A 24572-nucleotide genomic window follows, 5' to 3' on the forward strand; every position below is an offset into this window, starting at 1 on the left:
AATATGCTAGAGACGTTCCGCCGGAACGTCTCTACAAGGGTTTCAAACCACGCACATTTAATTACCGGAGATGTCTAATAGAGAAATCGGCTATTGCAGTGCGGCATTATCCCACCTAAACCAAGATAGGCAGGCGATTGGTAAACTGCTGTTACTTTATAAATCTACTCTAGCTTAAGTAAGTGGGCGTTAAAAAATATAATATAAACCTAACCCCCCAGCCCCCTTCCCTACTAGGGAAGGGGGAGTCAAAGCCTCTCCCCTACCAGGGGAGAGGTTTGGAGAGAGGTTTTATATTTAATTGTGCCAAGTTACTTACCAAAAAGCAATTTCTTGTGTGTCTACCGCAGGAAATATATAACAGTATATTTATAAAATAACGTAGGATAGATGTTGAAAATATATATTTCATGAGACATTTATCATAGATTAAAATATGAAAATTCAATAATGAGGTACATATTCTTAGTGATTAAAAAAGATTATCAAAATACTTGGACACGAGAAATAAATGATATTGTGCGTGGCACTTGTGGAGGTTTTTTATTTGGTATTCCACTAATATATACTATGGAAGTATGGTGGATTGGCTCTCTAGCAAAACCAAGATTGATTTTTATAGCGATTGCTTTAATGTTTATTGTAGTTTTTTTGCTCAATTATACAGAGGGTTTTCGCAAACGCAGAAATAACTGGCGAGTTGATGAAGCAGCGATAGATACTGTAGAGGCAATGGCAATTGGATTTGTTTGTTCTGCATTTATGTTGTGGTTATTGCAAGAAATTACGCCAGAAACTTCCTTGAAAGAAAACCTGGGTAAAGTTGTATTTGAAGGTGTACCATTTACGCTAGGGGTGGCATTAGCCAACCAGTTTCTCCAAGAAAGTAATCAAAATAATTCAACATCAATTACTCATAAAGGTAATGGTATCAGCAAACATAAGCAAAATGGTTTGCACGGCACATTGGCTGATTTAGGTGCCACTCTCATTGGTGCAATTGTGATTGGTTTTAATATTGCACCAACCGATGAAGTTCCTATGTTAGCATCTGCTATTTCACCCCCTTGGTTATTGGCGCTAATGGCTGCATCTTTAGTGATTTCCTACGCAATTGTCTTTCAAGCTGGTTTTTCAGACCAACAAAAACGCAGACAGCAAAAAGGGATTTTTCAGAGGCCATTAAGTGAAACGACTATTTCTTATTTAGTATCTTTACTAGCAAGTGCAGTGATGCTGTTATTTTTTCAGAAGATAACTCTTGCAGACCCTTGGAGGATGTGGTTAGAACATACCTTAGTCTTGGGATTACCTGCAACTATTGGTGGTGCAGCGGGTAGGTTAGCAATATGATGCAAACAGAACCCCAACCAAAACTTTCTTTAGCTGAGTGGGTAACATTTAGTATAGCTTTATTTATCCTGGCAATTATTATTAGCTTAGTCGGTTACATTTGGATGAATGAGGAAGACAAACCTCCCATTTTATCAGTTACTAAAAAACAAATGATTCGCGAAATTGATGGGAAATTTTATGTTCCCTTTGAAATAGTTAATACTGGTGGTGAAACTGCTGAATCAGTGCAAATTATTGCTGAGTTACAAATTGCTGATAAAGTTGTTGAAACAGGAGAGCAACAGATTGATTTTTTGTCTGATGGTGAAAAGGAAGAAGGAGCATTTATATTTAGCCAAAATCCGCGTCAGGGGCAATTAACTGTGCGGGTTGCTAGCTATAAGTTGCCATAATCCAATTTCTGCACAGATGAGGTAATCATAACTAATCAACCGGACTTGATATAACTCAAGCAACTCTTAACTTCTCTTTATATATTACAAAATGAAGTGCAGAATGCGGGCTATAGTTTCCTGAGTTGAATGCGGAAAATAAACAAGGGCGCTCGCTTGAGTTAGCGCCCTTTATTTTTTTGATTTCGTTAGCTGAACCATTCTCATGTTCAGAAGTGATCCAAGTCAGCTAAAGATACCACTTCTGAAATAATGCAAGTTCAATGTGTAACAGGTGACTAATTATTCTTTCTAGCTTAAACAGCAGCTAATTCTGGTGCGGGACGCTTACTGTTACGGATATTGTTAATCGCTTCAGCATAATCAGGAGCATTAAACACAGCAGAACCCGCTACAATAGCATTAGCTCCTGCTTCCAAAACTTGCCAAGTGTTATTAGCTTTGAGTCCCCCATCAACTTCAATCCAAGGATCTAAACCGCGTTCATCACACATTTGACGCAGTTTACGAATTTTGGGAACCACACTAGGAATAAAGCTTTGTCCACCGAAACCGGGGTTAACGCTCATAATCAGCACTAAATCACACAGTTCCAGTACATATTCAATTAATTCTAAAGGTGTACCGGGGTTCAGTACAACTCCAGCTTGTTTACCGAGTTCTCTGATTTGTCCCAAAGTCCGGTGTAGGTGAGGTGAAGCGTTATGTTCAGCGTGTACAGAAATTATATCAGCACCAGCCTTAGCAAAACCTTCTACATACTTTTCTGGTTCCACGATCATCAAGTGGACATCCAGCGGTTTGGTTGTAATCGGACGAATCGCCTCCACAACCAGAGGACCTATTGTAATATTAGGTACAAAGCGTCCGTCCATTACATCAACGTGAATCCAATCTGCTCCCGCTTTGTCCACAGCGCGAATATCGTCACCCAGACGACTAAAATCCGCTGATAGGATAGATGGAGAGATAACTATAGGCTTTTTAGATGGGTTTTGGGTCATGGCTAGTGGGTTCTTAAGCGTCCTCGTCTGTAAGCATTGTAACAAAATATGGACTTTTTGGAAATTAGTGATTTGTGATTGGGGACTGGTGATTGGTGATTGGTAACTAATTATTCTCTATTCCCTATTACCTCTTAACTGTCACCTGTTCCCTGTTCCCTGTTCCCTGTTCCCTGATAATTGACTATGAACAAAATCTGGATAATTTGCGGTTTGGGTATTTCCTGTTTAACTGTGCCAGTATTGGCATCTGTAAAGTTTGGCAGTTCTCTAGGAAGCGGTGGTATTGATGTGCTGAAATTACATCAACCTCCTTACAATTTAACTGGCCGCAAAATTGCCATCGGTCAGGTAGAAATTGGTCGTCCTGGTATGTTTGGCTTAGATAAAGCCGTGTCTAAAAATCGCGCTATTTCTCCCGTTGCCGTTTTTTTACGCACAGTACCAGCTAAGTCAAATACTGGCGTTGATCCCCATGCTTATAATGTGGCTGCGGTGATGGTCAGTAAAGACAAAGCTTGGCCGGGAGTTGCACCAGAAGCAAGACTATATTCTTCTGCTGTCGGTGCTACAAAAAATATGGGTCAAGCAGAAGAGTGTTTATCAGCACAACATATAGCATTACAAAACAGTGGTGATGTTCGCGCTATTAACTTTAGTTTTGGTGAACCTTTGAACCGTGACCCCAGACCAGAAGCTGTTTTAGATGGTCAAGCTTTACTGACTTTGTGTATTGACTGGTCGAGTCGGGTTCATAATGTCGTGTATGCGATCGCTGGCAACCAAGGCAAAGGCGGGATTCCCATTCCTACAGATAATTTTAACGCAATTAACGTCGCTTTTTCATCCCCAAGAGAGGAGATTTTTAATAAACTTCATGTTTCTAATCTAGCAGGTAATAATCAAGGAGTGGGCGATCGCCTTGTTGGTAAAGAATTTAATATTGGTGGACGCAGATCAATTAGTTTAGTTGCTCCTGGTAGTAATATTCATGTACTTAACCCTGATGGTAAATTGAATAAATCTACAGGTTCGAGTTTTGCCGCACCTCACGTTACCGCTACCGTAGCTTTATTACAAGAATTTGCTGACCGACAGTTAAGAATTAAACAACCAAATTGGACTATTGATGCTCGAAATCATCAGGTTATGAAAGCTGTATTATTAAATTCAGCCGAGAAAATTCAAGATAGAGGTGATGGTTTGTGGTTGGGAATGACCAAGACTTTAGTTGATAAACAAAATCGAGATTGGTTTGCTTCTGATGCTTACAAAAACACGAAAATTCCCCTTGATGATCAAATGGGAACTGGTCATTTAAATGCTTTTCGTGCTTATCAACAATTTATGCCGGGTCAATGGCAACCTTCCGCACCAGTTCCATCAGTTGGTTGGGATTATAACACAATTAATGCTAATTCTTTCAGAGAATATAGTTTAGCAAAACCCTTAAAACAAAACAGTTTTATAGCTCTTACCTTAACTTGGGATAGATTAGTGGAATTAGATGATAAAAATAAAAATCACCAATATGATATAAATGAACCTTTCCAAAATAAAGGTTTAAATAACCTTGACCTTTATCTAGTCAAAGCAGACAGTCCAAAAACTGAAATTGCTGCTTGTGCTTCTGTGAGTGAAATTGATAATGTAGAACATATTTTTTGTCCCGTTCCTGCTACTGGGAATTATAAAATTCGCGTCCATTTTAAACAACAAGTCAATGAACCAACTCAAGCATACTCCTTAGCTTGGTGGACTGTTCCTGTCAATTAGGAGATAGCCCGGATTTCTAGCAACAATTTATAATTAATTTACAAATTCAAAAAAGAAGTCGGGGATGTGATTGTCCAGATCCCCGACTTCTAGCAACAATTCATAATTTATTCACAAATTCAAAAAAGAAGTCGGGGATCTATGTCTGTTACCAAAACTGTAACCATTAGCTGTTTATGTGCGGTATATGAGATAGTGAACACCTGACACATCATTAGCGTCTAACTTAATAGAAAGCTGAAACAACAAATGAGGTAGTAGATGAACCGACACAAGTTTAGTGCTGTGCAAGAAAATTTCTTACAAAGACGGTACGGAGTGAGTTTAGGTAGACGCTACGTTTTAGCCGCAGCTAGTATTGTGATGTTGAGTGTACTTGGATGTTCCCAAATTGATCACAATACAGCATTAATCACCAAATCTCGTCTACCTGGCACTGAGTCGGAATTTACCAAGGATAATGGCTACTTCTGATGTTTGTTACTTCTGGCTGCTTGTACTAACGCCAATCATCCAACACAAACACATCCCTACGATTGTATCCTGGTTGATTAGGTCTGTGCATGGCTACACCGATGCTTTGACTACGAAAACCACGGGTTTGCATCTGCAAATAAGCGGCTTCTCGACTGGTATTTACTCCCGCAACCAAGCGAGACATCCGCTACAGTTAAACCTTCACACAAGTCTAACAACTGGTCAAAACGTTTTTGTGCATCATTCCCAGAACGCACAGCGCCAAATTTGACAAAGCAATTATTACTACCAGCTTCTGTAGCAGCGCCGGACATTTCTCGTTCCCATACTCTGTATGGGAATGAATTTTAGAAGGCTCTGCCTTCTATTAAATCAGAGGCAGAGCCTCTTCATAGCATTCCCAGTCTGAGACTAGGAACGAGATCAACGAGATGTCTATTTTTCTTTCTTCTACCTCCTAACTCGTTGATCTCCTGCTAATAATGTGAACCCGTCTTGCGGTGGTTGATAGCAGTCACTGCATCAGGTTTGAGTAATTTGCCGTTATCAATGGTTGCGTATATCACCCAATGATCGCCACATTCTAGACGTTGGTTAACGGAACATTCTAAATATGCACAAGCATCGGTGAGGACTGTGCAACCGTTGTCTGCTTCTACAGTCTGGAAGTTAGCAAACCGATCTTCTCCAGGGGCGAAATTCTTGCGGAAATGTCTCATGTAGTCTACATGAACCCCTTCAGGGAGAATATTCAGGACAAACTTACCACCAGGATACATTAATGATTCAACTGCTCGTTCCTTAGCGATCGCCACTGTAATTCCTGGTGGATTAAAAGTAGCCTGAGACACCCAAGCCCCTAGCATTCCTGTAGAAACTTCTCCTTGTTTAGCTGCGATCACACACACAGAACCAATAATTCTACCTACAGCTTGTTCTACAGGAGTAGCAGCTTGTTGGGGTACACGGATTTTCTTTGCTTTCTTCAAACTTTGAGCAAAGTCTGTACCGATTTCTTCCGACATTTTCAGAGTCACTTCATCTGGTTTAAACTTGACTTTCAGCGTGTCAAAACCAAACCGATATCCAGCATCCCGCAGTTTACATTCTACCAGGTCTAATGCTTCACCACTCCAACCATAGGAACCAAACACCCCGGCTAATTTACTATTGTCACCGATTGCCAGGACAATACCTAAAGCAGTGTGAATAGGTGTAGGTGCATGACCACCGATGGTAGGAGTACCAATAATAAACGCATCCGCTTGTTCTACGGTATGACGAATTTCGTCTGGGGGTGCAAATTCGCAATTTATAGATTTAACCGCAACTCCACCTTTGGTCAATCCCAAAGCCATCGCCTGTGCTAAAGTTGCTGTGTTGCCATAGGCTGAGGCATAAAGTAACGCCACAGATATTTCCCGATTCTTGTGGGAATGACACCATTCACCATAAGCTTTCGTTAGTTCAATTAAGCCAGTCCGTACCAATGGACCATGACCAACAGCATACATCCTCACCTGCAAATCAGAGATTTTCTCTAAAGCAGCTTCTACATGAGTTGCATGGGGAGCCATCAGGCAATTAAAGTAGTAACGTTGGTCTTCTTTGAAAGTTTCCACGTTATCATCAAAGACTTCATCACCGCAGATATGCACCCCAAATAACTTATCTGTGTAGAGAATTTGGGTTTGCTGGTCGTAGGTGCAAAGTGCTTCTGGCCAACGGGGACTTGGAATAGGTAAGAATTTCAAAACATGACCCTTACCCAAATCTAAGGTTTCTTTCCCCCGCATTGTCAAAACTTTGATATCTTGGTCGAGAAAAGCCGCTCGCAAATTAGCAGCACCAGGAAGAGAACATACAAAAGTAATTTGTGGTGCAAGTTCTAAAAGTGCTTTTAAAGTTGGTATGCGGTTAGGGCTAAAATGACCCAAAATCACATAATCCAACTTGCGGAAATTGACGCTATTTTGTAATGCTTCCAAATAAATATTTGTGAAGCTTTCCCCCGGAGGATCAATCAATGCAGTTTTATCGGCTTCTATTAAATAGCAATTGGAGGTAGTACCTCGGCAAAGTGCATATTCAATTTCAAACCGTAGACGTGACCAACTTCTCGCTCTGAGAACTTTTGTATTTGTAGCAATCGGTAGAATTTGTACGTCGCGTGGTTTGGAATCGCTCATAGCTGTTTGTTGTGGAGAAAAAACTTGAAAAAACCAGTTTTTAGCCGATGCCAAGGCGTTAGAAAAAGAATCTGGGGGTTGCATATAAATTATGAAATATTCGCCAGCAAATATCTGTGCATTGCAATTCAAAATTAAAAAAGGGGTAATTGGTAATGGGGGGTAATGCGTAATTGGTAATGGGTAATAGGGAGAATTATCTATCACCTATTCCCAGTCCCCAATCCCCAATCCCCAGTCCCTCACAAGGGTAGGTATTTTACATTGTCGTGAGGGCAAGACTTGGATGACAAGGAAGGACAGTGGATAAGGGAGGAAAACCGTACCAAATCAAATTCTCTTGGTAACAAGAACAGTCCGTCAAAATACCATTGTGCGTATCAAATCTTCCTTGTCTACCTTCCATCCTTGTCTTCCTAGTCCTGCCTTCACAGTTAATATTAAAAACCTACCCCTGTGAGATCCCCAGTCCCCAATCCCTAGTCCCCAATCCCCAATTAATAGTAGTTCCCTACTTTGCGATGACGTACTGCTGTCACTGCTTCAGGTTTGGAAACTCGTCCATCTTCGACTGTGCAGTATAAAATCCAGTGGTCGCTACATTCCATGCTGGTGACTACTTCACATTCCATGTATGCGAGTGCATCGGTTAAAATTGGTGAACCGTTTTTGGCGGTTTGGGTTTTTACTCCTGCAAATCTATCCGCACCCGGATGTAAACGTTTGAGGAAGTGTTTTTTCAGGTCTTGATAGTTTCCTTCTTCCAGAACATTGAGAACAAAGCGATCGCCTATTTGCAGTAAGCTATCAATCGCTCGATCTTTAGCTACAGCAATTGTGAATCCTAAAGGCTGTAAACTAGCTTGTGTTACCCAAGAAGCTATCATTGCACCGCTAACATCTCCTTTTTTAGCAGTAACAATGTACAATCCACTGCTAATTCTCCCTAACGCTTTTTCCATGTTCACGTCGAGGGATTTGATTTGTTTGATGTTGCGTTCTCGCATCACCAATTGTCCCAAATCTGTACCAGCTTCTTCACAACTTTTATAAGTTGATTCACCAGGAACTTCTTTAATCCGAATTGCTGGGAATGCTTCTTTAATCCCTAAGTCAATAAACTTGCGTCGTAGGGTATCAATGGGTTCATCATCACCACCATAGGACTCAAATAGTCCTACTACTTGCTTATTTTTGGCGACAGATAATAAAGAACTAATTCCGGCTTGTGCAACAATAGAAGAAGTAGGTGGCATTCCAATAATTAAACCGGATGCTCTACCTGCTAGTTCTTGAATTTCTTGCAATTCTGCTGTGTGGAGATCAATTACTTCTACTCCTACACCAGCTTTTTGGAGACCGTCACCAATTGCATGAGCCAAGCGATCGCTATGACCATAACCGGAAACATAGAACAAACCAACCACAGTTTCTGCTGTAGCTTGTCTTTGGCTCCAAGTTTTGTAGCATTCGGTTAAAACATCAAGGTGATGGTATAGTAATGGTCCGTGTCCGTTAGCAATTATTTGAATTTTGCCTAAATCACCCATTCTCTTCATTGCATTCAATAAAGAACGAGCATTGGGACCCATTAAGCAATCATAATAAAATCGAAAATCAGCTTCAATTGCTTCTAAATCTTCGTCAAAGGTGCGACTATCACAAAAGTGCATTCCAAACGCATCACAAGTGTAAAGGATTTGGGTTTTGCGATCAAAACTGAAGATGGTATCAGGCCAGTGTAAATTTGGCGCACTGACGAATTCTATTTCATGTCCTTTACCAATATCGATGCGATCGCCACTTTTGACAATTCGCTTGGAAAAAGGATCATGTACCAAACCTTCCAAAAATTGCAGTGCTACTTTGGAAGCTAAAACAGTTGCTCTCGGTGCTAACTGTAATACGTCTTCTACCAAACCACTATGATCTGGCTCTGTGTGACTAACAATTATATAATCAATTGTCTTGGGGTTAACAAGTCCTTTGAGGGTGTCTAAATACAATTGACGGAACTTCTGGTGAGAAGTATCAATCAAAACAGTTTGTTCACCCCTAATTAAATATGAATTATAGGTTGTACCGTTTTGCAATCCAAATTCAATATCAAAACGATCTCGATCCCAATCAAGAGAGCGAATCGCTGTCGTATTAGGGGCAATTTCTACAGTTTGTATAGTTAACCTTGGTTCAACTTTCTCTGAGATCGCTACCATGATTCGTCTCCGAGTCCAAATAATATTCTCTTCTCCCCACCATTTTCTTCCTAAATTCTTTTTAAAGTTGTAATCAAGAATATATTTCGATAAATTAAACTTGTATTAATTAATGCAGTTTTTTAGCATATTTTCTAACTAGGAAAATACACTAATTTTAAATTATGTCAAAGGCAATACAACTTAAATATTTATTTTTATTGGCATAATTTAAAATCCCCAAATCATTATACATATCCTTGCATTTCTTGACAAATAATTCGTCAAAAAAAAATGATCGATATAGTATTTCCTAATCAAATGATATGTATCATAGCCCCCTCCTGGCTTGCGAGTATGGGATTGGAGTTGGGATTCTATTTTGACATTTTTACAGTTAGTTCGGAAATCATTAATTAAATTCTATTCATGTTGAGTCCAAGCTTTAACGCCTTCAATTAAAATACCAGCAGGAGCAAATATCACCTTTACTGTTTCAATACCAACTGCTGTTGCAACTCTACGTAAACGTATTTTTAGATTTGGATAATTTTTTATCGCTTGTTCAATCACTTGTTTATCTTTAAGTACAGGATAATTATCAACGGCTTGATTAACAATTAACTCAGCTTCGATTGGTGTTGGTTTATTTTGTTCTATTTGTTCAAGCAATTTTTGAATTACTGTTTCTACTTCAGCAATATTTTGTGCTGATGGATAATTGTTTTGAGTACCAATGCTATCGCCTTCAACATTTCCTGCAACACTGCTACCAGTAATAGGTGCGTGAAAATTCATTGATACTTTAGGTTGTTCTGACATAGTTTTGATATTTTGAGCGAGTGTGTTTATAGAATTAGTTAACTGATTAGTTAATGGATCAGTATTATTCTCCTTTTCAGGTGGCGGAGAAGTTGCGATTATATAATTATAATACTTACAACGCCCTTGAATTGCTAATATTACTTCAAGGATGCCGGAGAAACTATTTTCAAACTTTAATAGCATCTCCGATAGGTCAGGTAGCAATTCAGGAATAGCACTTGTAGCTAATACAGATGCAGCACATCCTGCAACGTCACCATTTTCATCATTTATAGCTTTTAAGAGGCAGGTAAATATAATTTCATTGTGATTGTGGCTTGCAATTTTACCTAACCAATGCACACTATCAAATCGTACTCTCCAATATTCGCTTTCTAGAGCTTTTAAAAGAGCATTGATAGCTTCTTCATTGCCAAGTTTACCCAATAAATAGACCGCAACTTTACGAATGTCTGGGTCTTCATTTTCCAAATTTTGACACAATTCAAAGACTGTTGGCTCGTCACACATTTTATCTATTTGAAAAGAATATGGAGAACTGTAGCCTAACCGTCCTAGCAATCTTTTTTTGGGAGGAGATAAAATTGAACAATAAAATTCAGGTAAACTTTTAATAGCAACAATAACCGACTTGTTGATTTGAAAACCTTTATTTTCTAAATATTGAATGAGTTCGGAAATATTATTTTTACCGCAAATATGTCCCAGCATTTGTATAGCTAAACCATGAGCCGGATCTTGTCTAGCTAGAGCTTCTATTAAATCTGGAATAGCCGCTTCACGAAGCATATTTCCCAGACGGTGAATAGCTTCCCACGAAATGAGCCAATCCTGATTTTTTAACGCTTGTTTAACCGAGGGTATTATTGCTTCAGTTCCTATGTTATCTAAACTATCCCAGGCATCAAAACGAATGTAAGAATTTTCATCTTCTAAAGCTTTACTCAAAAAAGTAATAGTTGCTTCACTACCAATTTTACCTAGTGCTTGGTTAGCAAAATAACGAATACCATCATCTTTATTTTCTAAAGATTTAGATAGAATGGAAATTGCATAATTTGAGCGGGTTATACCTAGTAACCAAAGTTTTAATCTTTGATGAATCTCTGTTCGTTCAGCAATCAGACCAACAGTTTCTTCCTGAACTTTTGTTTTCACTGATCCTGCCAACTTTGCTCCTAAATTTAAATCTACATTTAAAGCTAAACTCACTATTTCGACTGCCTTCTTTTGTGTTACTTCAGGCAATGCCAACATTAATGATAAAGGTTCTGTCCACTTCAAATAATTCAGATAATAATATTTCAACTGCTCAGGACTAATTTGGTCAAGTCGTTGCAGCAGACTTTCTGCGGCGTAATATTCCTGAAGTAATTGATGACAAAATTCAATTTCGTCATTTTGAGGATTGCGTTGAATTAAGTGGTGCTTTAGCAAATCTTTTAGACAAATCTTCGCTAAACTTGCTGGTAACTCGTCCTTACCTTGTAGAAATTCTCCAAAATTTTTTTCTGCTTCTTTTTCAGAAATACTCAAACGAAAATCTGTAGGTTTATCAGCTTGCATCATTTCAAAAGCCAGATGTGCCAATAAACCAGACCACCAGCGACGGGACTTTTCGGTAACTGGGACATCATCTTTAGACTTACGTTCATACAACTGGGTAAACTCCCGCAATGCCGCTCCGCTACTTAAAGGTACATCTTGCGTTTTCTGAAATATGAAATAGAGCATCCACATTACTAGCGGCGTTTGTCCCAACTCCCGCAAGCGATCGCGTAATTGTTGTAAAATTTCTCTAGTCTGCCCTGGCATACAATCATCAATAAATCTCTGCACCTCAATATCGGAGAGGGGTTGCATTTCTAATTTCTTTCTAATCCCTAAATCATCACCACCATCTCTTGTGGTGAATATCATCGGTGTATGAGAGTTATCCCGACAGAAAAGTTTGATATTTGTCCGAGCATTATCGTCAGGTAATTCATTAATGCCATCCATTAACAACAAAAATTGCCCCTCGAATAATAAATCTTCTAATGTAGAAATATCCAAACGTAACTTGTGTCGTTTCAGAAAAGCTTGCACTAAATCCAGGACTGAAGTTTTGTAATAATCTTTGTAATATCGCAACTCCACCAACACCGGAATCTGGCTTTGCTGATTTTGAAGTGCTTCTTTAGCTGATTCCACCAACAACCGCGCTAAAGTCGTCGATTTACCCGCACCTGGACGACCTATCAACAACACAGATTCGTTGGCAGCATACTTACGCAATCCCTCCAAAACTGAGAGACGTTCTGTTTTTTCAGAAATTTCATTTTGTCGTTGTTTTGGCTCAATTATCTGCGCCATCAAGCCAAAATCAAACAGTGAGGATAATTCTTCCCCATCAGCTTTTTGTAAAGCTACGGTATTTGTTAGTTTATCTACTAGGCTCCACCACTGTTGATACTTCCTGCAAATAGATTCCAGATATCTTTGAAAATCAATGCCCATACATCAACGAGAGAAAGGTAGGCGCTGTTTTCTATGTTACTCGATAAAATAAGCTGTTCCGCATTTAAACTGTATAACTTAAACAAGTCTAACTCTTGTGGGGTGGGCATCCCTGCCCGCCCTCATCTTTAAATTAGATGAGTTTTAGCTTAACTGTTGATTCACCCATAATAAACAAAATCCACCCACACATCAAAGTGTAAGTGGACTTGTTAATCATTTAAAATGGAGCTTATGGGAGTTGAACCCATGTCCAAATTGGGTATTAACCCACCGCTCATTCACAGGTTTAGCCTTTCTGACCCTCAAGGCGGGAATCGTTCATTATCCCGAACGTAGGATGCTCTGATTTAATCTTAGTCAGCAAGCCAACCAGAGAACGCTTACTGAAGCATCCGTTGGGGTTAGGTCTTTAATCCTTAACGGAGTCAAATTAAAGACGCTCGAACCTAAAAGAGGTTTCTTAGGCAGCTACTAGAGCTTCCCGACGAGCAAATTTTACGATATTGTTCGCATTTACTTTTTTTTCGAGTCTTTGATTTCCGAGAGGAGACTCGCTCTCGACCTGAATCACAGAGAAGCTTTCGCCAACCTGTCGAAACCGTTAAAGCCCCATGCGCTTTATATTTTTATTATAGTATACCGTTTTGGAAATGTGTTGCCTAACAGAAAAAATTTTATTGTTATTGGTCATTGGTCATTAGTCATTAGTCATTAGTCATTGGTCATTAGTCATTAGTCATTAGTCATTGGTCATTGGTCATTAGTCATTAGTCATTAGTCATTAGTCATTGGTAAAATTCTTACCAAGTCCCCAGTCTCCAGTCCCCAGTCTCCAGTCCCCTAAGATGGCGATACCTTGTATTTATTGCCTTTTTGCTGGATCTGTAAGGAAGTGCAAGATTGCAAGAATTTGACGAAACTACCACTAATCTGTAAATCTTTCATCTGCTTAGTGATGGGTTTACCATATTTTTGATTAAATTTAATACCTAAAATCCCAATATCAACATAGCTGTTGTGAGATTCTTGTGTTAACTCTATCAGAATCATCTTTAGTGCTTGTTCTAAATCAGAGAGGGAATTAATATCAGAGAATGAAACAGAGGGCTGGATGCGAGAATCTATTTTACTTACTTCCCATTTATTATCTTTGAGTTGAATTTGGAAATAACTACAAGACTGCAAAAACTTTACGAACGTACCACCTATCTGTAATTCTTTCAGTTGCTCAGTAATAGGTTTACCATATTTTTGCTTAAATTTACTGGCTAAAACGGTAATATCAAAATTACTATGCTTGGATTCTTTGATTAATTCTTCCAGAATTTTCTTTAGGGCTGCTTCTAATTCTAGTTGGGAAGTAATAGTAGATAATGACTTAGATGTGATGCTGTTGAGTGTTTCAGATTTGTTACTATCTTTTTGCTGAACTAGACCATGTTCAAAAAGCGTTATGTATAATTCCCCAACATCATCAATTTGATGAATTACAAAATCTGCCGGATAGTTAATAAATATATCCCTAGCCCTTTTACCGGGTAAATATTTGGCAACAATATGGCTTATATTCAACTCATATTTAATTTTATATAATTTAGAAAGTTGAGAAAGTTTAATCCAATAAGTATCAGTCAGCTTCTGCTGTTCTTTAATTAAATTTTTGACTTGCAGAACAAATTGCTCAAGGGTTGGTATTTCTGGTAATGGTTTAACGCTATGGATGGTATTTTTACCTGTAGAGTTATTGAAAATATTAATGTTTTCTCCATGCTGGCTGACTTGATATACTGTTAACCCATGCTGCTGTAAATTGTTGCATAAATTAGTCATTACCTTATCTGATGAGCAAACAAAAACTTCTTTAGCATTGGGATAAAGTTCATGAATTGATGCACCGAAAGCAATCATTTTTCCGTCAGCATTATCCCTACCTGCGGGAACATGAATTAAATCATAGCCACGTTCATGTAATTCTATATCTAACTTGCCCCGGTTACTCCAATTAGCAAAGGCAATTTTTACTTGAATCGGACATTTACAAATGGTTGCTAAAAATTTTTCTGTGTTGATGTTAAGTTGTAAATTTTCAGCATCTAAAAGTAAAACAGCAATTCCTACTGGCACTAAAGGGGGAATCAATGCCGGATTTAATGAACTATTTAACTCAGATATCACAGGATTGTGTTGGCGAATTTCGGCAATTAATTCGGCTAAGATTGGTAAATTTAAAGCTTCGGGAACTAGAATTGCTTTCAGGTATAATTGCAGCTTTTTTACTAGGTCTTCCCAAGTTCGAGTTTGACTGAGTAATGCTGTAAATTTAGCACTCAAAGCAGATTGATTAGATATGTGTTGCCACTGGACTTTCCTGTACTTTTCCAGCAATAATTCTGGCTGCTGTTGTTGAATAGTAATGATGGCTTGGCAGACCTGAGAGGCTATTTTATTTAACAGGGCAGAATCATAGGTAGTCAGCGATCGCTCATGATTTGACATAAGTTACACAGTACAGTAAAGCATCCTGGCGGAAAATCTTGTTCAAGATCCTAATTTAATTTATACCAATTTGGGATTTTAGATTGGGGAACATCTATCTAGACGTATAAAAGTGCTAATCTAGTGTTGAGGAAATTTCCGTACTTGATATTCACTCGCTTCTGACATTTCATAGGAAAAGCCCAGATATTGGTCAAATTTTTGAGCGATCGCCTCTAGTTCCGTTTCCGAGATAGCTTTCCACTGTTCCCGATTTTGCCAATGCACCACAATCACGACTTCTGTGAGATCATCAGGACTAATCCAAACTTCCTTACCTAAAAACCCTGGATACTTAGATAACACAGTAGTCCAGATTTCCTCATCCTTCTGGATAAATGTTTCTCGCAGTTCCGCAGGCATTTTAAACTTAAGAAACTCAATAATCATGTTTTTTGACTCTAGTTATATAACAGGTAACAGGTGAAAGGGGACAGGGGACAGGTGAGAGGTAACAGTTGACACCCAAATTGATTTTGCCATGACTCAAGGAACAATGACTGCAATTGAAGGTATCTATGAAGTGTGTATTGGCGTTCCAGAGCCGATTTTAGCAATTCAATATTGGCAACAGTTTGGCTATCGCATCGGGGAAGTCGGAGAATTAACCCCAGAGTCAGCGTATCAATTATATGGGGTAAATTCCCCTTTAAAAGCAATTCGTCTTTATCACCAAGATGCAGATCATGGTTTAATCAGATTGATGATTTGGCAAAATCCCACAAATCAAGGTTTGGGTATCAGTTCAATGAAAGTTAAGGGTAATCGCTGGACTACAGCTTTAACTGCTGATTTGTTAGGGATTTTAAACCACGCCGAAAATGCCAAAGGCGCTGGTGAGATAATCAGATATACTTACCCTTATTGGGAAGTAATTTATCAAAAAGAACGCAAAAGCCGTCCCTTTGTTGATCCTGCGGTGGGAGTCAGAGAAATGCTACTGCTGCAACCCTTGATGCGACAGGTGTTATTTCAACGCTTTGGTTATGTTATGCCCCATTATGGCAAAATCAATCACAATGCAGCTTTTAGCACCAGCCAGTTTACCCATCTGGGGTTAGTTGTTCAAGACGACAGCAAAGACAGCTTGCGGTTTTATGAAGAGGTGTTAGGTTTGTTGCGTGTGCGGGATGATGTGGAAACCAGCTATGAGTCTTCTTTTGCAGGTCGAGACTTTTTTGACCTCCAACCAGGGGAAAAATTTATCGTCACTGCTTTTGATGATCCTCGTTCCTCTGGGACTGACTTAATGGCAGCACGCAGCGGTAGACTTTATATTGTCCGCTTTCCAGAGCATATCCCATTAGAATCACGGTTTACATTTGCCCAACCCGGAAGTTTAGGAATGTGCCTTTACACTTACCGCGTGCAGGGAATACACAATTATTTTGACCGCATTCGGGCAAGTAATGTACAGAAATTTACTAATATTGTAAATAATGAATTTGGGGAAATAAGTTTTTCTTTTGTTGCCCCAGATGGGTATTTCTGGACTTTAGTAGAAAAAAGTTAATGTCAGGAGTCAGAAGAAGCAGGGGGGCGGGATGCAGGGTGCAGGGGAGAAGAGTGATCCCCCTTGCTCCCTGCTCCTTGTCCTCTTCCCTGTTCCCTGTTCCCTACTATAAAAATCAGGAGAAAAAATACAATATATGGTAGCCCACATCCAAGAAATTGATGCCCAACAATGGGTAAAAACTCGTTCTTCCCTCGATGCTAATGAATCTACTTTTCTGGTTTGGACTGGTAAGATTTATAGCTTTGTCCCAGGGGAAAAGCGACAAATATTATTTAAAATCATCGGTATGAGCGTGAGCCGGTGTATCCTCACTGCTGAAGGTCGCTGGGATTTTACTTCTAGAGAACTAACTTATTACCTGAACCCAGAAACAGATGAAATTTTGCGAAAATGGGAAAATCCTTGGACGGGTGAAACTGTCTCAGTGATGCACGTCGCTAACAGTCCGGTACAAGGTAAGTTTAAAGGTAAGCTGCCGGTGGAAGTGGAAGGTGAAAATACTACCTTTGTATTTGATCTGTTTCCCCATTATCCCAACCCTTTGGCAGAAGATCCCAAGTTTGCGCCATATTGTCCATCTCGCATTTATCAAGCAGCTGAGTTGTTTAAAATCACCGTCAAGAGTGCAGATTTGCTGAACTCGGAACTCAATTCTGTAACGGAACTAAAATTAAGTTGGGATAGAATTGGTCAATGGTTGCCTTGGATGAAGATGGGAGAATACCCTGGTTATCTGATCTATAGTGCTACTGGTAGCAAGGTTGGCGGTTTTACGGAGTTACCCCCACTGCTACAAACTGAAATTAATAACCGTGTTCCTTTGTATAAGCAAGCGCCAACTGCTTTTCTGGATGGGGAAGATATGACTTCTTGGTTATATTTCCAAAAGAATTTTCCGGCTTATGAAGCTGGGGAAGTTTTTCCTTTACCAGCACCGGAGGAAGGTTAGTTAGAAGGCAGGAGGCAGGAGGCAGGAGGAAATATTATTGTTTAATCAGCTTTTTAACCTCTTGTGATGATGCCGTTGTGTACTGCTTTTTTGGCTAAAATGCGCGAGGGGGTGGGTGTAAATTTTCAGGTGATGGAAAAAATGCTTGAATCTCTCTCTACAGAATGGTTTGCAGGTATTTTTGTGGTTGACACCCTCGCGCACCTTACACCGTCTAGGTTTCAGCGTTTTTCGCTCTTGACACGATTCCTGAAATGGACTATGATGATATCGCTCGCGCAATCGAACCTTGAAAACTACATATATATAGGCTTTCAGACTCCCGCAGTTGCAACATTAAATAATCCCTATTAGGGATTGAAACCATTAAAAACCTCTGGTAAGCAATTTAAATGCAGATATCAGGTTGCAACATTAAATAATCCCTATTAGGGATTGAAACTCAATAACTATGAGCAAATAAAAATTGCTCATAGTTGCAACATTAAATAATCCCTATTAGGGATTGAAACCTTTCTTCTGGAGAATAATTGATGATTGTTTACCAGTTGCAACATTAAATAATCCCTATTAGGGATTGAAACAGGAGTCGAGCCGGTGGCGATCGCCCAAGTTGCAAGTTGCAACATTAAATAATCCCTATTAGGGATTGAAACGTCTTTATATCAAATATATTGATGTAAAAAAGCACGGTTGCAACATTAAATAATCCCTATTAGGGATTGAAACAATAAATTCTCATGCCTCAGCCCCTCAAAAATTTTGTTGCAACATTAAATAATCCCTATTAGGGATTGAAACCGCTCGATTTTGGATGGTAGAGAAGCGGATAAAGTTGCAACATTAAATAATCCCTATTAGGGATTGAAACAGAGAAAAACGTCAATCCCTAATGGAGCGCGTCAAACGTGGCAGTTGCAACATTAAATAATCCCTATTAGAACCCAACATTTACAAGGGTTTGTTGGGTTTCACTTTGTTCAACCCAACCTACAAAAATCCTTAACCGAACAGTATTGGGACAGGACTTACGCAAAATTTCTCTGAAACCCTCTTTCCTTCGTATCCTTGGTTCCTATGCCTTCGGCACGCTTCGCGAACGTAGTTCATTCTTTCGCAAGTTCTAACAAATTAAATGCACAACAGCTTAATATTGGGCGAAATTTTACAATACAAAAGAGCGATCGCTAAAATTCCCCTAAGAGGTTGTTTGAAAAGTATTAGATGAAACCAATAATCTTCAGCAACTTAACCCCCCTTCCCCCCTTCCCTACGAGGGAATGAGGGTTTCAAAGCCTCTCCCCGCGTCGGGGAGAGGTTTGGAGAGGGGTTTATTTATACATTCAAAACTTTTAAAACATCCCCTAATAAAAATAGTTAACCTTTAGAATTTCCGCATCCCATGATTAACAGGATCAAAACCCCTAGAAAAACGCGTACTGTCATCATAACAAGCACCCGTCAAATTCGCACCATATAACTTAGTATAGTGAAGCCTAGCACCCCGAAGATTAGCTTCAGAAAGATTAACACCGCACAAATTAGCCCTAGTCAAATTAGCATTCGCTAAATTAGCCCTACTCAAACTTGCACCCCAAAGTTTAGCCTTAGCAAGATTCGCATTACTTAAATCTGCTCCCCACAAATTGATTCCAGGTAAATAAGCATCAATCAAATTGATTCCACTTAACTGAGCAGATAGAAAATATCTCTCTCCAGCGGCATAGCGCCGTTTAATATCCTCAGCATCCATCTGTGATTCACCAGCTTTGGCAGTAAAACAGCGATTTCTATTTCTACTTCTGATTTAACCACAAAAACAGCCTCTCCGCTATCTACTTCCTGCCTCAGCCCTGTATTTTCCCGTCTTTTCCAGTACCATTAAAAACAAACAAATTGATACCAGAAAAATAACGCTTATTTCTTTATACACGAAAAAGCGCCTGAGTCCTTTTCGCTTACTCAGACGCTCCCCCGTATAACTTTATACCATCTCACTGTGTAATGCAACATTTTAAATCCTGCACACTGCTATTAGGGGAAGCACTGCTAGGATAACCTGTAACAAACATGAATGAAGTGGTATCACTCCTTGCATTAAATAAGAATATCTCTTTTGACACCAAATAGCTAGTGTAGAGAGTGACAGTTTATTAACTGACACGAGTTAAAAACGACGCAACCGGGTTAGTAACTTACAAGACAAAGACAAACAGTAAACATTTTCTGAAAAAAGTATAAAAAATCTCAGGCTTTTGGCCAATAAATCCAATACAACCTCATCAAACCCATGAGCCACGAAATCAAAATTGTAGCCTGATTTACTGAATTTTATCGGTGAAGAATCCCCCTAGCATCCACAGATAATGGCTTAGAGAATTGGCTCTAGCCGATTTAGCAGCCAGAAAACCCAACCTCCAGAAAAGCTGAATGTATTTTTTCTCCCCCCCAACCCTGAAAATTGCGGTTTTGGAGTGCTTGTATCTATTTGCAAAACATAGTGATTAAGTAAGAAGTTATCCTCGCTACCAACCACAACTAGAAAAAAGCTACCTTTGTTTTTGAGAACTAATCAGCCCAAAGCCCACCCCTCTGGAGTTTTGACACAAAATATCGCCTGCTTGCATCTCTACAGTTGCAGTTTTGTAAAACTTCGCCCAATCTATAGACAAATATTACCTAAAATATCCTCAGTGCCATTTTGACCGAAAAAAATTGTAGCTCCGACCCACTTTGCCGACAACTATTGTGGCTGCCATATAGCATAGCAAGCCTAACTGATCAGAGCTTAGTAGTCTTACGGACGGTTCTGGGATGCAACACCGTAGGACTAACTAAATTACGGAGAGTGAATAATTGGTTATTTGTCACGAAGCCTAAATAAACAGTAGTTGTCCATAATAGATCATTCGATATCTGGAGGTAAAAAATAGAGCCGAGAATCCCCTTCCATGGAACATCTCTACAAAAATTCTAGAAGATACAAATTTAAATTCGGTCGATGTCTATTAAAAGTAATTACCCACAGGATCTAAACTTTTACCCCAAATTTTCCTTAATTTTATGAACAAAATTCTGATTATTGAAGATGATGCTCAAATACGAGACAACATTCAACAAATTCTCGACCTAGAGGGGTTCAGTACGATCACAGCTGAAGATGGATGGCACGGTTTACAGATGGCTGAACAACATCAGCCAGATATGATTATCTGCGATCTGATGATGCCTCATTTAGATGGCTATGGACTGATTAAAGCATTGCGTCAAAAGCCAGGAACTGCCGCTATTCCGTTCATTTTTATCACCGCTAAATCAGAAAGAGCGGATCTGCGTCGAGCGATGGAACTTGGTGCGGATGACTATTTAACCAAGCCGTTTCAAGTAGATGAATTTCTCCAGGTGATTACGACTCGGCTGGAAAAACACCAAATAGTTAGCCAGTATTATCGAGGTCAGATTGAGCAGATGGAATCTCAGCTTAATTATCTGGCTCGTCATGATAGCTTAACTGGCTTACCTAATCAACTATTTGTAGAAGAGCATTTCAATCAAATCCGCCTTCAAGCGTACAGTCAAGGTCAACTACTCCCCTTGTTACTGATTGATATAGATATCCTCAACCGCAATAAATTCTTATTTGAACCAACCTTGAGGTGTTTATTACTCAAAGCTATAGCTGAACGATTAAGTGAGTTGAATTCTCCACATCAAATTATTGACTTAATCGCTTACTTAAAAACCGACCAAATTGTACTCTTGTTAAAGCCAAATCAAGACAGTCAAGTTGCTGCTGATATTGCTCAACAAATTTTAGATCATCTATCACAACCTTTATTAGTCAATCATCAGCAAATCTCTGTTAAAACTAAAATTGGGATTGTTTGTTATCCTGATGACGGGCTGCAACTCAATGAACTACTGACTCATGCAGAATTAGCCCTGGAACATTTTAAACATGAAGATACTACTTCTTATCATTTCTACAATCAAGAACTTTTCAATATTCTCTGTAGAAAAATTATTTTGGAAACTGATTTATGGCACGCCCTAGAACGAAATGAGTTTGAACTTTACTATCAGCCTCAATGTAATGTCAAAACTGGAAAATTTGTCGGTGTGGAAGCTTTAATCCGCTGGCGACATCCAGAATATGGACTTGTTTCTCCAGGCGAATTTATTCCTATTTCTGAAGAATCAGGTTTTATTATTCCTTTAGGGAAATGGATTTTGAAAACTGCTTGCTCCCAATTAGAAGATTTGCGATCGCAAGGATTAGTAAATTTGGATTTAGCGGTTAATATATCAGCAAATCAGTTTAAACAACAAAATTTTATTCAAGACAAAACTTTTGTGCGTTCAACCATTGAAAAGGTAGCTTTTAGAATTTCTCAAGACGCAGGGAGAGCATCTGATTTAACTATAGAAATATCAGATGCCATGATCAATATTTCTCAATTAAAGCTGAGTAAAATTGCTGAAGAAATAATTGACAATGCTTTTAAATTTTCTCAACCAAATACACCTGTAAAAATTATAGGTTGTAGCAGTTTTCATGGGTTTAATTTGTATGTAATTGACAGCGGTCGAGGCATGAATAAAGAGCAAATTGCTAGTGTCGGGGGTTATGTACAGTTTGAACGCAAAATGTATGAACAGCAAGGTTCCGGTTTAGGATTATCAATTGCTAAGAGATTGGTGGAAATCCACGGAGGAGAACTTTCAATTGAGAGCTTACCTGGTAAACAAACCATTATCCGCATGGTTCTGCCTCAGTAATAACGTCAGTTGCAAGTTCGTCGGTTATGAATGAAAAAACAAAATCCTCATTGTTATAGCTGTAGCCAGGATAATGAGGACATGATGAGTCCTTGAAACCAAAGAATAACAAGGGTTTTACTCTTGCCTCTTGCATGAGTGCCTCTTGCCTTCTGCTATAAATTGTAAGTGGGTTAATGGGGGAATACAGAAGCTTATTTACAAACAATAATTGACTTGAGAAATTTTGGCTAAATTACTGCTGCTGCTAACATTTTGATTGTGCCATTATCAGCGTCTATTTCTACCTCTAAACCTACAGGCACTGTAAATTTATCTTTGATATGACCAATCATAGAACCATACCAAGCGGGAATATCTAAAGGCTTGATATGTTGTTTTAGTATTTGCATTAAAGTAAAGGATTGTTCATCTGAAGCTTGACAATTTGTGCATTGTCCAAAAATAAAACCTGCAATTTGATTGAGAATACCAGCATTTTTTAACTGCGTCAGCATTCTGTCTATGCGATAAGGATCTTCACCTATATCTTCCACAAATAAAATACTGTTATACCATGATGGCAAATAAGGAGAACCTACCATAGCAGCTACAACTGATAAATTACCTCCAATTAGTTTACCCCTAGCTTTACCCGGTGTAATTATTTCTATTTTGCCCTCTTTGGTGGAGTTATTTTCCATTGTTAATTTTTCCCCGTTAAATAAGATCCTTTTAAAGTAATCAACGGTAAATTGATTCCAAGTAGAAGTAGCAACTGCGCCATGAAAGGTAATTAATTGACTCCGAGCGTTAATTGCTAATAATAAGGAAGTAATATCGCTATAGCCGATGATAATTTTCGGATGGGAACGGATCAGCGGATAATTAAGTAAAGGTAAAATCCGATTACAACCCCAACCGCCACGCATCGCCATAATTACTTTTACCGATTTATCGGTAAACATGGTATGAATATCTTGGGCGCGGTTTATATCTGTTCCTGCTAAATATCCATCACGATCTAAAATATGTGCGCCTGTTATTACCTTCAGCCCTAAGTTGGTAAAAGTTTGTTTTGCATCTTCTATATCTTTGGGTTCAATAATACCAGCAGGAGAAACCAAGCCTATCGTATCCCCTATTTTTAGACGTGGTGGTTTGATGGTGGTTTGTGGTGAAAGTTGACTTTGGGCGATAACTGGGGAAATTTGGGCTGCTAAGGTCGTTATTCCTAAAGTGGTGAGAAATTGACGGCGTTTGATGGTCATCGGGAATGTAGGCTGAACAAGGACTATAACAAAGTTTCAACTATAAGTGACACAACCCTACGGGAAATATGAATTAAATTTAAAGTTTTCTTAAGAAATTACCAAAAAAATTGACCCTAAAAATGGTAGATAAAACCAAGTGTAATCCAGTAATTGAGCGAAATTTGCACAAATATTGTATTGCTATTGGCTCACTCTGAGCAGAAAAAAAAGAAGCTCAAATTCTTAAATTCCCTATAGCTGATATACTATCTTATGATAGGTAGCTAAAGTATTATACTTGGCAATATCATAAGATGGTGTTTATCTGACCACGCATTTAAACGTGTATAAGCTATGGAAACTACTGCAAATTCAATTCCAGCATTTGAACAATTATTTAGACAAAAACTCAAACTAAATAATTGCAAACTCAAAAAGAAAAGACAAGAGAATAATTATGAAATTACTACTCCATCTAAAGACGTTTTTTTGATGTATTGGTGCGAATTTCCAGAAATTAACTTGATCTATCAACATATAGGGGTACGCACACCACAGACTGGAGTTTATGAAAAGGCTATCCGCTCCCATATTAATTTTTGTGTCAGTAGTATTAAGGATAAACCGCTCTCTTAATTAAGATTCTTGGTAAAACCTTTACTATTCAAATAACAGACAGAATCATACAGCACAATTGAGGAGTAGAGACGTTCTGGTGGAACGTCTCTACAGGGTTAAAACCTGCTTGATACTTAATTTTTGATTTAAATTTTTTCAGGACTTACGCAAACAGAACCAAAGTAGCGGTAATTCATGAATTACCACTACGCCAGAATAAGGTTTTT

At 38.8% G+C, this 24572-nt stretch carries 17 protein-coding genes, 1 other RNA gene and 1 CRISPR repeat array; of the genes, 8 read left to right on the forward strand and 10 right to left on the reverse strand.

What is annotated here, in order from left to right:
* The first annotated feature begins 450 nt into the window (after nt 1–450).
* Both H6G06_RS12825 and H6G06_RS12830 read left to right on the forward strand, forming a co-directional pair.
* Nucleotides 451–1353, forward strand: coding sequence for a TIGR02587 family membrane protein (locus H6G06_RS12825; protein WP_190560641.1), 903 nt, complete (start codon nt 451–453; stop codon nt 1351–1353).
* Nucleotides 1350–1748 (forward strand): TIGR02588 family protein, encoded by a 399-nt coding sequence (locus H6G06_RS12830; protein WP_190560643.1) that lies wholly within the window; start codon nt 1350–1352, stop codon nt 1746–1748. The genes H6G06_RS12825 and H6G06_RS12830 overlap by 4 nt, the downstream gene beginning before the upstream one ends.
* Nucleotides 1749–2044: 296 nt before the next feature.
* On the opposite strand, the gene rpe is transcribed toward H6G06_RS12830, so the two are convergent.
* Complete coding sequence (gene rpe / locus H6G06_RS12835; protein ID WP_190560645.1) at nt 2045–2752, reverse strand: ribulose-phosphate 3-epimerase; 708 nt, start codon at nt 2750–2752, stop codon at nt 2045–2047.
* 186 nt (nt 2753–2938) lie between these two features.
* On the opposite strand from rpe, the gene H6G06_RS12840 reads away from it, so the two are divergent.
* Nucleotides 2939–4528 (forward strand): S8 family serine peptidase, encoded by a 1590-nt coding sequence (locus H6G06_RS12840; protein ID WP_190560647.1) that lies wholly within the window; start codon nt 2939–2941, stop codon nt 4526–4528.
* A gap of 261 nt (nt 4529–4789) precedes the next feature.
* The gene (locus H6G06_RS12845) at nt 4790–5002 is read left to right on the forward strand and encodes a proteinase inhibitor I4 serpin (protein ID WP_190560649.1); all 213 of its coding nucleotides are present in this window, start codon (nt 4790–4792) and stop codon (nt 5000–5002) included.
* A 25-nt stretch (nt 5003–5027) separates the two neighbouring features.
* On the opposite strand, the gene H6G06_RS27415 is transcribed toward H6G06_RS12845, so the two are convergent.
* The 7 genes from H6G06_RS27415 to H6G06_RS12880 form a co-directional block, all read right to left on the reverse strand.
* On the reverse strand, nt 5028–5189 hold the full coding sequence (locus tag H6G06_RS27415) for a hypothetical protein (RefSeq protein WP_242039684.1): 162 nt from the start codon (nt 5187–5189) through the stop codon (nt 5028–5030).
* Between the two features lie 292 nt (nt 5190–5481).
* Complete coding sequence (locus H6G06_RS12855; RefSeq protein WP_190560946.1) at nt 5482–7194, reverse strand: diflavin flavoprotein; 1713 nt, start codon at nt 7192–7194, stop codon at nt 5482–5484.
* Between the two features lie 497 nt (nt 7195–7691).
* Nucleotides 7692–9410, reverse strand: a complete 1719-nt coding sequence (locus tag H6G06_RS12860; RefSeq protein ID WP_190560651.1) for a diflavin flavoprotein — start codon at nt 9408–9410, stop codon at nt 7692–7694.
* 402 nt (nt 9411–9812) lie between these two features.
* Nucleotides 9813–12713, reverse strand: coding sequence for a HEAT repeat domain-containing protein (locus tag H6G06_RS12865; RefSeq protein ID WP_190560653.1), 2901 nt, complete (start codon nt 12711–12713; stop codon nt 9813–9815).
* A gap of 223 nt (nt 12714–12936) precedes the next feature.
* Nucleotides 12937–13327: a transfer-messenger RNA gene (gene ssrA, locus H6G06_RS12870) on the reverse strand.
* Between the two features lie 229 nt (nt 13328–13556).
* On the reverse strand, nt 13557–15212 hold the full coding sequence (locus H6G06_RS12875; RefSeq protein WP_190560655.1) for an NYN domain-containing protein: 1656 nt from the start codon (nt 15210–15212) through the stop codon (nt 13557–13559).
* A gap of 120 nt (nt 15213–15332) precedes the next feature.
* Nucleotides 15333–15641: a TIGR03792 family protein gene (locus H6G06_RS12880; protein ID WP_190560657.1), complete on the reverse strand. Its 309-nt coding sequence runs from the start codon at nt 15639–15641 to the stop codon at nt 15333–15335.
* A 91-nt stretch (nt 15642–15732) separates the two neighbouring features.
* On the opposite strand from H6G06_RS12880, the gene H6G06_RS12885 reads away from it, so the two are divergent.
* Nucleotides 15733–16764: a VOC family protein gene (locus H6G06_RS12885; protein WP_190560659.1), complete on the forward strand. Its 1032-nt coding sequence runs from the start codon at nt 15733–15735 to the stop codon at nt 16762–16764.
* A 136-nt stretch (nt 16765–16900) separates the two neighbouring features.
* On the forward strand, nt 16901–17716 hold the full coding sequence (locus H6G06_RS12890) for a DUF1838 domain-containing protein (RefSeq protein ID WP_190560661.1): 816 nt from the start codon (nt 16901–16903) through the stop codon (nt 17714–17716).
* 327 nt (nt 17717–18043) lie between these two features.
* Nucleotides 18044–18587: a CRISPR direct-repeat array (repeat unit 37 nt; unit sequence GTTGCAACATTAAATAATCCCTATTAGGGATTGAAAC).
* A gap of 513 nt (nt 18588–19100) precedes the next feature.
* Here H6G06_RS12890 and H6G06_RS12895 read toward each other — a convergent pair.
* Nucleotides 19101–19469, reverse strand: coding sequence for a pentapeptide repeat-containing protein (locus tag H6G06_RS12895; RefSeq protein ID WP_190560663.1), 369 nt, complete (start codon nt 19467–19469; stop codon nt 19101–19103).
* Nucleotides 19470–20779: 1310 nt separating this feature from the next.
* On the opposite strand from H6G06_RS12895, the gene H6G06_RS12900 reads away from it, so the two are divergent.
* Nucleotides 20780–22495 carry a response regulator gene (locus H6G06_RS12900; RefSeq protein ID WP_190560665.1) on the forward strand — a complete coding sequence of 572 codons (1716 nt, stop codon included), beginning with the start codon at nt 20780–20782 and terminating at the stop codon, nt 22493–22495.
* A gap of 230 nt (nt 22496–22725) precedes the next feature.
* Here the strand turns inward: H6G06_RS12900 and H6G06_RS12905 are convergent, their stop codons facing one another.
* Entirely contained in the window at nt 22726–23745 is a 1020-nt protein-coding gene (locus H6G06_RS12905; RefSeq protein ID WP_190560667.1) for a S66 peptidase family protein, read from the reverse strand.
* 336 nt (nt 23746–24081) lie between these two features.
* On the opposite strand from H6G06_RS12905, the gene H6G06_RS12910 reads away from it, so the two are divergent.
* Nucleotides 24082–24363: a hypothetical protein gene (locus H6G06_RS12910; protein ID WP_190560669.1), complete on the forward strand. Its 282-nt coding sequence runs from the start codon at nt 24082–24084 to the stop codon at nt 24361–24363.
* The last annotated feature ends 209 nt before the right edge of the window (nt 24364–24572 follow it).

The organism is Anabaena sphaerica FACHB-251, assembly GCF_014696825.1.
Lineage (GTDB): Bacteria > Cyanobacteriota > Cyanobacteriia > Cyanobacteriales > Nostocaceae > RDYJ01.